At 43.1% G+C, this 13,334-nt stretch carries 9 protein-coding genes; all 9 read left to right on the forward strand.

The features are described from left to right. The first annotated feature begins 69 nt into the window (after positions 1–69). Positions 70–1,656, forward strand: coding sequence for a response regulator (locus MHH48_RS12475; RefSeq protein ID WP_076321071.1), 1,587 nt, complete (start codon positions 70–72; stop codon positions 1,654–1,656). Then, the gene (locus MHH48_RS12480) at positions 1,653–3,377 is read left to right on the forward strand and encodes a sensor histidine kinase (RefSeq protein WP_076321072.1); all 1,725 of its coding nucleotides are present in this window, start codon (positions 1,653–1,655) and stop codon (positions 3,375–3,377) included. Before MHH48_RS12475 ends, MHH48_RS12480 begins: the two co-directional genes overlap by 4 nt. A 90-nt stretch (positions 3,378–3,467) precedes the next feature. Then, entirely contained in the window at positions 3,468–5,783 is a 2,316-nt protein-coding gene (locus MHH48_RS12485) for a family 43 glycosylhydrolase (RefSeq protein WP_083659549.1), read from the forward strand. A 195-nt stretch (positions 5,784–5,978) separates the two neighbouring features. Beyond that, complete coding sequence (locus MHH48_RS12490; protein WP_076321073.1) at positions 5,979–6,560, forward strand: hypothetical protein; 582 nt, start codon at positions 5,979–5,981, stop codon at positions 6,558–6,560. 256 nt (positions 6,561–6,816) lie between these two features. Next, on the forward strand, positions 6,817–7,320 hold the full coding sequence (locus tag MHH48_RS12495; RefSeq protein WP_076321074.1) for a sigma-70 family RNA polymerase sigma factor: 504 nt from the start codon (positions 6,817–6,819) through the stop codon (positions 7,318–7,320). Position 7,321: 1 nt separating this feature from the next. After that, positions 7,322–8,191, forward strand: a complete 870-nt coding sequence (locus MHH48_RS12500; protein ID WP_076321075.1) for a DUF3298 and DUF4163 domain-containing protein — start codon at positions 7,322–7,324, stop codon at positions 8,189–8,191. Positions 8,192–8,454: 263 nt separating this feature from the next. After that, a complete protein-coding gene (locus tag MHH48_RS12505; RefSeq protein WP_076321076.1) occupies positions 8,455–10,245 on the forward strand; it encodes an acyltransferase family protein in 1,791 nt (596 codons plus the stop codon). Positions 10,246–10,460: 215 nt separating this feature from the next. Further along, positions 10,461–11,885: a polysaccharide deacetylase family protein gene (locus MHH48_RS12510; protein ID WP_076321077.1), complete on the forward strand. Its 1,425-nt coding sequence runs from the start codon at positions 10,461–10,463 to the stop codon at positions 11,883–11,885. Between the two features lie 565 nt (positions 11,886–12,450). Further along, a complete protein-coding gene (locus MHH48_RS12515) occupies positions 12,451–12,774 on the forward strand; it encodes a hypothetical protein (RefSeq protein ID WP_144023406.1) in 324 nt (107 codons plus the stop codon). The last annotated feature ends 560 nt before the right edge of the window (positions 12,775–13,334 follow it).

Genomic DNA, 13,334 nt, shown 5'->3' on the forward strand with positions numbered 1-13,334 from the left:
TATGATTGCCGGATGTAAGAGTATACTTTTTAGAGTATACTCTATATCTTTTTACAAGGACTGATTGCCATGTATAACGTATTGCTAGTGGATGATGAACAGTTGGATTTGGAAGTATTGCAGCGATTTATGCCTTGGGAACAGCTTGATATGACGATTGTTGGAGCTGTGCACGGGGGAGGGGCCGCCTTGAACCTGTTGCGGGAACAGCACGTGGATATCCTGATCACCGACATCCAAATGCCGATTATGTCCGGGTTGGAGCTTGCCGAGCAGGCCAGAAGCTTGTTGCCCCATTTAAAAATAATTTTTATAAGCGGTCATGAGGATTTCCAATATGCCAAAAGAGCGATTTCGATGAACGCCAGCTCTTATATTCTTAAGCCGGTGGATGATCAAGAGCTTCTGAACACGCTGCAGCTTGTCAGAGAGCAATTGAAGTACGAACGGGAACAAATGAAGAAGGAAGAGCAAATGGACTCATCGATTCCGCTTCTCCAGAATGAAATGATGTATCAATGGCTCCGGGGAACGATTGAATATAACACCCTCTTTAGACTATATGAGAGTGCCGGAATTTTCTGGCATGGAGGACAATGCTGCGTTGCCATTATCGAAATGGATGACATGGCCTGGAAATTGAAGGCGTTTTCAGATGATCAGCGGAAATTCGCCATCGATCATGGATTTCGGTTGATCAGCGATTATCTTCAAGACCGGAAGCTGGGAATATATTGCAAAACGGGAGATGAAAAGGTTGTCATCGTCATCAACGCTGCAGGGCTCAATGCTGCAGAGTCGATGCAGTCCTTGGTTGAACATGTCCGCAGCCATTCCAACTTGACGATTACGGTTGGACTGGGCTCGGAGGTTGACTCCCTTCAGGACGCCCCTGAATCCTACCTGCAAGCCCGCGAGGCGCTTGCAACGAAAATGTTCATCGGCAAATGCCGGGTAATTACGCTGGAGCAAACGGCGGGCGAGATCGTTCAAACATCGTTGGATCTGGAGCAGATCATGGAACGAATGTTTGCGGCCACCGCGAATTACGACCTTGTGCGCATTCACGACAGCTTGGAACAGCTCTTCGAATTGGTGCAGAGCCTGAAGGACAAGTTGTCTGTTTACAATTTTGCGTTATATGTGGTTTCGAAAACGGATTTTTTCCTGCAGTCGCTGAACGTCAGTCTGTATGACCTATTAAGCATAGAGCTAAAAAATTTGAACTTGCTTTACGATTTTGAGACGATTGCCGACATTAAGTCGTGGCTGCGCAAGCAATTGTTTGAGGTTTCCGAGCATCTGCATAACAAAAAGAAAAATCCGAACCGGAAGCTGATTGACGAAATTGAACGATACGTTGAAGCGAATCTGGAGACATCGCTGCAGCTGCGGAATGTAGCCAAGCTGTTCGGCTTTTCGCCCAACTATTTGGGTTATTTGTTTAAAGAGGTGACCGATGAACATTTCAGTGATTTCGTAACGAAGAAACGGATGGAGAAAGCGCGGGAGTTGCTCCAGGACCCGAAGATGAAAATATTTGAGGCGGCACACCGGGTAGGTTATCAGAATCTGACCATGTTCAGCAGGCATTTCAAGCAGAGTTTCGGTCTTCCACCGGTCGATTATCGTAAGCAAGGCAGTGGTCATAAATGAAACGGTTCTCCTTCAGATTTAAACTAATGGCCTCTTACGTGCTGCTGGTTATCGTGCCCGTCATTTCAATTGGTTATTATGCTTATTATACTTCCGTACAATATGTAAAAGAACAAACGATCCAAAATGTGAAAGGCACGTTAAAGCAGGCTAGCGATAACATCGAGGGAAGAATGAAAACGGTGGAGCAGGTCGATAATCAGCTTTATCTCGATCAGTCGCTGCAGCGGGCATTAAGTAAACGGCTCGAGCCCTTGGAAAGCTATCGGACCGTCACTCAAAACATTATTCCAAAGCTGGAATCAGCATTGAATTTGTCATCGAACAACGTCGTGATTGATTTGTTTTTGCATAACGAAGCCTTGCCGGAAATCTATGATACAGAAACCGGCGAGGACCCGCTCTTGCAAGGCAAACGGTATAATCTGACTCATTATCAACGAGCCGAGCAGCTGGATTGGGTGAAAAGGTTTGATGAAATGGCTGTGGAATCCTTGTGGATGCAGGTTGATTCGGATTCGAAGTTCGGTAATGTTTCTTGGCTTAGAAAGATGATGGATTTTCAAACCATCAAGGCGATTGGTATTATGCGGATTACCGTCAAAATGGACGATTTATTCGGAAACCTGAATTACAGTAATAGCGGGGACGGCATCCCTGGATATTTCGCCGTGATCAGCGAGCAGAACGAAACGGTATACGAGAACAGGAGCAATCCGCTCCCTGAGGATTGGCAAGCTGAGGCGGAAGCTTATATGCAAATTCATGAGCCTATCGAAGGCATAAACTGGCGGATTATGGCGCTTGTTCCGCTTCAGGAGCTGGAACAAGCTGCACAGAAAGTAAAAAATGTGACGCTGCTCATCTGCGTTGCGAGTTTTTTGGTACTCGTGGCGATCGGCGCGATGGTTTCCGATACATTTTCAAAGCAAATCCACAGGATTTCCCGTTCCCTCCGAGCATTTCAGGAAGGGAATTTTGCGAAGCGGATCCAATACTCCGGCTCCGATGAGTTTGCGCAAATTGCCACTGCATTCAATGAGATGGCGGAGAATATAGAAGACCTGATTCAGGAGGTCTACATCAGCAACTTGCAGAAAAAAGAAGCCGAGCTGGATGCGCTTCAGGCTCAAATTAAACCGCATTTTTTGTACAATACGTTATCATCGATCAGCAGGCTTGCGCGTTTAGGCGAAACGGAGAAGCTGCACCAAATGGTTAGCGAGCTGGCAACGTTCTACCGTCTGACCTTGAACCAGGGAAGAACGATCATTCCGATTCGCGAGGAAATCCAGCAGGTCCGATCGTACATCGGCATTCAAAAGATTAAGCATGTCGACAGGCTTGATGTCAGCTTTGACATTCAATACTCTGTCTTGGAATACGATACGGTGAAGCTGATTTTGCAGCCGTTTGTTGAAAACGCCCTGGAACATGCCATGTCTGAAGAGCCCCTTCACATCCGGATCGTCGCTTATCAGGAAGAAGGGACCATCGTGATGAAAGTTATCGATAACGGAGTCGGTATGAGTGAGGAAACGATAAGTAAAATATTGGGGTACAAGGATCAAAGCGGTGGTTACGGGATCCGAAATGTAAATGAGCGGATCAAGCTGCAATTCGGAGAATCGTTCGGCGTCACGATGGAGAGCGAATTGGGTTTAGGAACGACGGTTCGTATCGTCATTCCGTTATATCGGGAGTTATCAGTTACAAGGTGAACTACCCACCACCTGCATTTTAGCTGCGGGGTTCTAAGGTAATCGTACCTATCGGCACTAGCTATCAAAAAATTGGAGGTACTATTAACGATGAGAAGAGAAGTTACAGATCTTACAACTCCCACAATTATTCCTACAAATGGATGGATTGCTGACAATGGAAATGGTACCTATACCAATCCGATTATGTGGGGTGACTATCCGGATAATGATATTATAAGAGTTGGTGACACATACTATATGTCTTCAACAAGTATGCATTTATTTCCAGGGTGTCCAATCATGAGTTCAAAAGATTTAGTCAATTGGGAATATGAAAGTTATGCTGTTGATCGAATGGAAGGTGACCCATACGACCTTATCCATGGCGATGTTTATGATGAAGGTCCATGGGCAACGAGTTTAAGATATCATAACAGTAAATTTTACCTTATGTTTAATATCAATGGAGATGCTGCATATGTAAGTATTGCAGATCGGGCAAAGGGTCCTTGGACACTGTATAAACTTGAAGACGAACTTTATGATCCAGGATTATTGTTTGACGATGATGGAAAAATATATGTCGTACATGGACAAGGAGAACTCTATCTTAGTGAGTTAGAGACCGTAGATGAAGAAACAGGCCAATTATCTATAATAACAAAGAGAGAACCTGATGCCAAAAGAAACGGTAAGAAGATATATGCTTATCCAAGTCCCGATCATCCTTACAATGGGTATAATGAGGGTGCCCATGTATATAAAATAAATGGCTATTACTATATTCTGACTACTCCAATTTGGAAGCATGGTTCAAAAAAAGAAGTTGCCATTAGAACAAAAGATTTAGCAAATGGACCGTATGAAGTTGAGGATATTATCACAAGCTTTATGAATTTCTGGGGTAATGGCATTCATCAAGGGGGGATTGTCGATGTTCCTCAGGAAGATGGTTCTTCAGAATGGTGGGCGATTATATTCCAAGATCGATCGAAGCTTGGTAGAGTACCTACCCTTCAGCCCGTGACATGGAAGAATGGCTGGCCGTACATGGGGCAGGTCGATGGCGAAAAAGCTGTTGTTACACATAGAAAGCCTAATATCTCCAATTTGGAGTATGTTGAACCCAAGGCGCCTCCAACTTCGGATGACTTTAGCACGAATACGTTAGGGTTGCAGTGGCAATGGAATCACAATCCGGATAACAGGAAATGGAGTCTTGAAGAAAGACCAGGGTTTATGAGACTTCATACTTCAAGCGTAACGGATAACTTAACCTATGCAAGGAATACGCTTACACAGCGGGTCGTTGGACCAGATTGTAAAGGGATGGTTAAGTTAGATGTGGGTCATATGGCCGATGGTGATTTCGCAGGTCTATGTTTAATGCAAAAAAACTTTACTTTCATTGGGATCAAAAATGAAGAGGGTCATAAATCTATACTTATCAATGATAATGCGACTGAACATGTATGCGTGAATATATCTGCAGGCATGAAGGACGTATGGTTAAGGGCTGAGATTCCAAGACATGAGTATAGAATGGAGTTTTCATATAGTTTAGACGGTATCCATTTTACACGACTTGGCGGAAGATACGATATGCACTATGGAACCTATGTAGGAATGAGGTTCGGTATTTTCAACTATGCAACAACGAATCTTGGCGGATATGTAGATGTAGATTCCTTTGAATTAACAACGACTGAAAATCAAGGTAACCTCTTTGGCATAAATAGAAAAATTGATGCTGAGCGTTACGACGATCAAAAGTTTGTTTCAGATAAGGAGCTGCAAATCAACTCAAAAACAGAATGGACAAACGATGATGTAAACAGTGGATATGATCTGAGTATATCTAATCTAAAAGACGGAGATTGGTTGCAGTACGATCAAGTGGATTTGGGTACCGGTGATGCAGCATGGTTTAATGCACGAGTAGCAAGTTCGTTAACTGGAGGCACCATTGAGGTAAGACTTGAAAGCATTGATGGTGATTTAATAAGCACACTTCATATTTCAAATACAGGCGATATAAATAAATATGTAAATGCTAAGAGTGACCTTACAAAAAAAGTTGCTGGGAAACAAAAGGTATATCTTGTGTTTCATGGCGCGAGTCAAAATATGTGCAAACTTAATTGGTTTATGTTTGGTTCCGGAGAATTTCCTCAAATCCCTCCCGTTCCGGAAAATTTGACGGTTGTGGGTGAGAATGAATCCATTCTAAATATGAAATGGGATGATTCTCCAGGAGCACTGCAATACGACATGATGTTTGATGGCAGCGTTATAAGTAATGTGACTAGTGATTTCTCACAAACTGGTCTCGCACCGCGCTCCAGCCATACTGTAAAGGTAAGGGCTAAAAACTTTGCTGGTTATAGTGAATGGAGTGATGAAGTTACAACCGTAAACCATTGATCAGGCCTTATCTTTTGGGCTGCTAGACCCGATCCACCGGCGAACGTTCCATGAACAATTTAATGATAACCAGAGTAACTTCATGTACTTGCGAAACTTGAGATTATATCTTAATGAAATAAAAATAGACTTTTTAGGGTACCTCGTACGTCTTACATATATAAGGCAAGCATAATACAATTGGAGGTTTATAAAATGAAGAAACAGAATGTGAAGAAAATTACTCTTTTGGCGGCAGGTGTCATTTGTGCAGCGACAATCCTCACACCTCAAGTTTCGCTGGCAAAACAAGCAACCTCAGTTCCGCAAGCGGTAACGAAGCACACTGAGAAAACGTCACCCAAGTTGGAAATTGGGCAAAAATTTAACGTACCCGAACTTAAATTAAAGGAAAATACGTATGTACTTGATTACAAAACTTCAGATGTTAATGGCGATTCTGTTGCTGACCAAGTAATACTGGTAGGCACAAAAGAAAAGATTGATGGAAAATTGGATGCGTATGCCAGCGATTTATCGATCATCGTGCAAGATGGAAAAAAACAAAAATATTTAAAATATGATTGGTTAAACAAAGGAACAGATGGTACTTTGTACGGGGAACTTGGGAGGGAGCCAAACTTAATTATTGGCGACTATACGGGTGACAAAGTGGATGATATCATTGTTACGGCTCCTCAAGGAGGGAATGGGGGATTCGTAGATCATCTTGTTTTATCTTGGCAAGAAAATAAACTTAAGGTTGTTTTTACGGACAATCAGGACACTGTAAAATAATAAAAAATTATTTGTCCGTCTCAAATTTCGTAAATTATAATTTTAACACCACAAAACTCGATTTCCCTAAATAGGGGCATCGAGTTTTTTTGTTTTGAGCAGATGGCCCATAGGATTGAAAGAGTCTAAGCAAAAAACTCAGCAATTCCGTAGCTGCCAAGCTTTTCCTTTAACGTAAATAGACTTTTTGGGTACCTCGCACGTCTTATATATAAGAGGCATGAGAATGATGCGCGCGTATCAAAGGAGAGTTTCTATGAATAACAAGTTAGACAAAAAACTTACTCGTTTTATTACGGAAAACAAGGAGGATATGTATCTTTTTGCGTTCAGTTATGTAAAGAATGCTGAAGACGCGTTGGATATTGTCCAGGATTCCATTCATAAGGCTTTGTTATCTTCAGAAACCTTAAAATCCGAAGGTTCGATGAAAAGCTGGTTTTATAGGATCGTGATGAATACATCGCTCGATTTCCTAAGAAAACATAGGAGAATTCAACTTGTAGACGATCAGACGCTTGAATCGCACATCCCATCAAATGAAGATGTCTACCATGACATTGACCTGGAGAAGGCTTTGGACGAATTACCCTGTGCCTTTCGGACCGTAGTGATACTTAGATATTTTGAAGACATGAAGATTGAGGAAATTGCGGAAGTACTTAACGAAAACATCAGTACCGTAAAATCAAGATTGTATAAGGCCCTTCGTAAACTTCGAATTCGAATGGACAACGAAACGTTGGAGGAGGTCAAGTAAAATGCATGAACAGTTGGAACAATTGAAACAAAAATATAAAAATGTGCCCATCCCTAATGAATTGGATTTTGTCGTGAAGAAAGCTCTCAAGCAGAAAAAGAAAAAACATGCGAACATAATGAAAAGCCTCGCTGCAGTCGGGGTAGCCGCTATTCTGTTTATAACAGGGATTAATACTAGTCCTGCCTTTGCAAAAGCTTTAACAGAAGTTCCCGTGGTTGGCTCGCTTGTCAAGGTACTAACTTTTACAGAATTTAAAGTCGATGAAGAAACTGCCAAAGCCGATATCAAAGTACCTGCCATTACGAACATGGAAAATAAAACGTTAGAAGCCACCCTAAATAACAAATACCTGGAAGAAAATAAAAAGCTGTACAACGATTTTACGGCTGAAATGGAGGAATTAAAGAAAAATGGCGGAGGGCACGTCGGCGTGGAAAGCGGTTATGAAGTCAAAACCGACAATGATCAGATTCTTGCCATTGGCAGATATGTAGTAAATACGGTTGGTTCATCCTCAACAACATTTAAATACGACACTATAGATAAGAAAAATCAACTTTTGATTACCTTGCCTAGTTTATTTAAGGATGACAGCTATGTCAGCCTGATCAGTGAAAATGTTCAAGAACAAATGAGACAGCAAATGAGGTCGGACCGGGACAAAACGTATTGGGTAGACGGTAAAGTAGATTTTGAAAGTTTTAAGAGCATTGCCAAAGATCAGTCCTTCTATATAAACAATGAAGGAAAACTTGTCATCTCCTTTGATAAATACGAAGTCGCTCCGGGGTATATGGGTGTGGTGGAATTTGTTATACCGACCGATGTGATTGCAGATGCACTAGTTAGTAATGAATATATAAAATAAAATTCGAAATCGAGTAGAAGGCGTACGAAAAACGGGCCGACGTACATGTTTCGGTATTCGTCGTACAAGTTTTTCAATGAGTCAATCGCCGGGCTATGTTGAAAACCTAACTTATCGAGATTGAAAGGGCAGAATACAGATGTACAGCATAAAACGAATAAAGCAGAACAGTTGCAGACAGATCACGACGGCGAACCGCATGACAAACGAACGAATCCCGCCATTTACAATGAAAGCTGATATAGATAGGGAAGGCGGCCGATATGCCTAAGCCGCTTAAAGGCAACGGGCGCTATATGCCCGGGCTCGACGGACTGCGGGCACTCGCCGTGTTAGCCGTCATCGTCTATCATCTTGATTCCAGATGGGCACCCGGCGGGTTGCTTGGTGTCGGCGTGTTTTTCGTATTGTCCGGGTACCTTATCACCGACATTCTCATTGCCCAATGGAAAAGAGATGGACGGCTGGACTGGAAAGACTTCTGGTTAAGACGGATAAGGCGGTTGATGCCAGCGTTGTTTGTCATGATTGCAGTCGTCGCGGCGTGGATCACGTTATTCGATCATTCCCAACTGGCGTCGCTGCGTGGAGATGTGCTGTCGGCACTTTTGTATGTCAATAACTGGTGGCGTATTTATCATGAGGTATCGTATTTTTCGAGCTTCGGTCCGCCCTCCCCGTTCGGCCACTTCTGGTCGCTCGCGGTGGAGGAGCAGTTCTACTTGCTCTGGCCGTTGCTACTCGTTATCGGACTTCGCTTCGCGACGCGGCGGAGACGGCTTCTCGGGTTGACTCTCTCGCTCGCGTTTTTGTCGGCGCTCGCGATGGCGCTGATTTACGAGCCGGGCAGCGATCCGAGTCGGGTTTATTACGGTACGGATACGAGAGCGTTTGCCTTGCTCATTGGCGCGGCCCTCGCCATGGTTTGGCCGAGCTGCCAGCTCACTGTAAAGGCTGCGCCGCGAGCACGCCTGATCCTTGATTGTATCGGGGGAGCGGCTCTGATGACGATTGTGGTCATGATCTGGCTTACCGATCAGTACGATAACTTTCTTTACCGGGGCGGATTCGTACTTTTATCCGTCGCCACGGCTATAGTCGTAGCGGTTCTCGCCCATCCCGTAAGCCGGTTGGGCAAAGCGTTGGGTTGGAGACCCCTGCGGTGGCTTGGCGTTCGTTCTTACGGCATCTATCTATGGCACTATCCGGTTATTATACTAACTCGTCCTGAAGTCAACACTGGGGAGACCAGTATTATACGTAGCATATTACAGGTTGGAATTAGCATTGTGCTCGCCGCATTATCGTGGCGGTTTATCGAGGAGCCCATTCGAAAAAGCGGGTTCAAGTATGCATGGATGCAGGTCCGTAGGTGGGGATCAATGCCGATCCTTGGTAGAATGGCTTCCGTATGCATGATGCTCGTACTGACGATATGCGTTATCGGTATGACTGGCTTTACATCCGATACGAAACCAGACTCGGTTTCGTACGAACGCAACGATCTTCAAACAGGAACAATACCTCCAGGGAGCAGACCGAAACCAAACGACTCGAAACAGCCATATGGAACTCTAAAGCCGGATGCGGGACGGAAAGTGACCGCGATTGGCGACTCGGTCTTGCTCGATATTGCCCCTTATCTACAAGAGCATCTCCCCGGCATTACGATCGACGGCAAAGTGGGCCGCCAGATGTCCCAGGCAAAGGGCGTTATTGATCAGCATAAGTCGAATGGTGAGTTAGGTGACGTTGTCATCATCGCACTCGGCACGAATGGTACGTTCTCGGAGAAGACAATCTTTACGCTGCTGGATTCATTAGAAAACGTTCAGCAAATTCTGCTTGTAAACATTCGCGTACCGCGTCCGTGGGAACGCGACGTTAACTTGACCTTGGCGGAGACAGCGAAACAGTTCTCCAACGTGACGCTTGTTGACTGGCACATGGTTAGTTCCGACAAAGATTCATATTTCTCAAGGGACGGCGTACATCTTGGCGAAGAAGGCGCGAAGGCTTATGCTTCACTGGTGGCAGAGGCAATCAAGCCTTAACAAAGAACTCGAGGTCAACTTGTGTGAAATACTACTAGGGTAACGTGATATGAAATGCTTCAAGACATGATCTTGACAGGTAAACACGTGATTGCTGATCGCGCCATACGACGTTTCTTTAAATTATTTTATATTTATTTTGTGTTAAAATGAAACTCGTTTGGTTTGATAGAAATTTCACTTACCAAGGAATAAGACAGCAGGAGTGTGGAATCTTGAAATCAGCAAAAGCAAAAATAACATTTAGTATCTTGTTGATCCTAGGACTTTTTGTAGCGGGATATTTTGTAAATTTTATGTTGCAGACTAATGACGATTATGCCAGTGAAGCTGACAAAGATGAAAAAAAAATAGAAGTTTCCAAATATCCAGGAGTAGATTTAGTTACAGAAATAACAGAGAAAAAGAAATACAACATTGCCATCCACTATCCGAAATTTAAAAGCGAAAAGCTAAATGCGGAAATGGAAGGATATGTATCGTCCATCAAAGAGGATTTCCTAGCGAAAGTCGATGATAATAAGAAGTATATAAAAGACTATGCAGCCGGGCTATCTTTATCTATGGAAATCTATCTCGTAGTGGAGAATATGTATTCCATTGTATTCTCTGAGGAAAGTTATGTCGTAGGTGCAAACGCACAGCAAAAAGCAAAGGTTTATTTAGTAGATACTAAAAAGGGAGATTTTATTCAAACAACAGAAATCTTCAAGGATACGAAACAAAATCGGGAACAGTTATACTCTCTTTTAAATACAGCATTCAAGGAGTCGAAAGAATACAGCCCTTTACTATTTGAAGGTGAGTTAAAGAGATGGGCAGAAGATCCGAACAATAAATTTAAAGGCATGTATTTTACGGATAAGTCAGCTGTTTATCAATTTGATAAATATGAGGTAACTGCCGGAGCGGCCGGTATGCCTAAAATTTCGATTCCACTGGATGAGATGCAAAATCTACTAACCGATGAGTGGAAAGAGAAGTTGCAGATTGAGAATGATAAAAAAGACGAAAAAGACGATTCAAAAAACAATACAAAGGATAAGGACAAACCCCAAGATACACCGGTTAAAGATGATGATTCTCCAAAGGGTGGTAAACGAGTAGCTCTTACTTTTGACGATGGGCCGCATCCTAAAAACACGTTGAAGATTCTTGACTTGCTGGAAAAGTATGATGCGAAAGCGACATTTTTTATGCTGGGTAACCGGGTGGATTTCTATCCGGAGATTGTGAAGGAAGTTGCTGATGAAGGACATGAACTAGGTAACCACACCTGGAACCACAAGGATCTAACGACCCTAAGCAAAGTAGAAGGGATCAAGGAAGTGGAACGAACAAACCAGGCCATCAAGAGCGCCGCAGGAAGAGAATCAACGGCGTTCCGCCCACCTTATGGTGCAGTTAATAAGCAGGTTCAGAGTGCGATCAGCAGTCCCACTGTATTTTGGACCATTGATACCTTGGACTGGAAATCGCGTAATCCGGCTGCCATATTAAATATCGTTCAAGAAAATGTGAGAGATGGTTCAATTATTCTAATGCACGATATTCATGCAACGACCGCAGAAGCCGTAGAACCTATTTTGAAATATTTGAAAAAAGAAGGCTATGAATTCGTGAAAGTCTCTGAATTATAAGGGTTGCGCACCGTCTCCAGGATTGCCTCATCCGACACGGTCCCCCGCACGGCGGTCATGGCAGCCATAATGTTTTCCACGTTATACCACCCCGGAAAACGAATGTCACTGATGGGTAATAGACCGTCGATTACTCCATCGTGGAAATACTTGGTTCTCCCTCGCCCCCGCAGTGCGGCGGTCGCCGGATTGTCGCCGTTTAGGACAGCAAAGTCGTCAACTCTCTGAAAATCCAGCAGGCGACGCTTTACGGAGGTATAGTTCGTTTAAAAGGAACAGATGATTCAAGGATTTTCAGAATGACAGATGGATATGACGAAAGGATTATTCGAAGGATTATTAATTGGATTAATACATCAAGTCCAAGCGAACAGGCAACCGAGTTAGAGGGTGATAAAGTTCCATTACTTTTAAAAATAAACATGATCGACGGTGATCTAATAACTTTAGAACCAGCGTATAACTGTAAGGGTCGTCTTATCAAGACATGCACTGCCGTTGATGGTGAAATTGTACTTACAAAGAACAAGAAAAAAATCCGATTAACTTCGCAAGAACTTTATGATTGGATCAGCATGAACCTGTTGGACCACCTAAAGAAGAACTTCTAGAGGAAACATTGTACACAAGATACTTTTCTGTAATCGAGAAGGAGTTTCCAGATTTTATAATGTGTCCAAGGATAGATAGCATTGAGCGAATTAAAGGCGATACACGAAGACATTTAGTTATTGCAAGTGCATTAAACTATTCAGGACATCACGCTCCTTCATATGATAGAATCATTTTCACATTAATTGATACACCCGAGAATGGAATAAAAATCATTAAAGTTAGAAAAAAAAGCAATGTATCAGAAAGGGAAAGCCTAAAGCAATGTAGATGGTAATACGCATAGTGAAAACAAAATCGCATTAGTGCATTAACCTAACGGGCAGGATAGTTGAATATTAATGCTGGTGAACCGTATCATCGCTAGTGGTAAAGCAGAGAATCGAGCTAAGTGTTGGAGCGCCGATGCTAAAATTGCAAGTTGGAGCTTAAGCTGTCGAGGTATTCGACACACATGGGGTGCGATGTGTCGGTAGTGAGAAAATATTGATTTTTCGATATGAAAAAGATTAAATTGGTCCGTTATGTATTACTCAGATGAATGATTGAGACAACGAATATATAGATTTGGAAGGACCGCGAGGGAGGATTGGACAACATTATACCAATGGAAGGTATCAAACTACAGAAGCTGATGAATGGGCTTACCTATCTCCGGAACAAACGGGCAGGATGAATCGTACCCCTGAAAGCATAGTGATTTGTATGCCTTAGGGATGATTTTCTACGAGATGGCTTGCGGGGAGCTTGCCATTTCGAGCACAGGGTAGGGAAGAATGGGTGCATGCCCATCTTGCGATTCAACCAATTCCGCTGATCGAGGTGCGCCCCTGAAAT

It is taken from the genome of Paenibacillus sp. FSL F4-0100 (assembly GCF_037993005.1).
In the GTDB taxonomy this organism is placed as follows: Bacteria; Bacillota; Bacilli; order Paenibacillales; family Paenibacillaceae; genus Paenibacillus_AQ.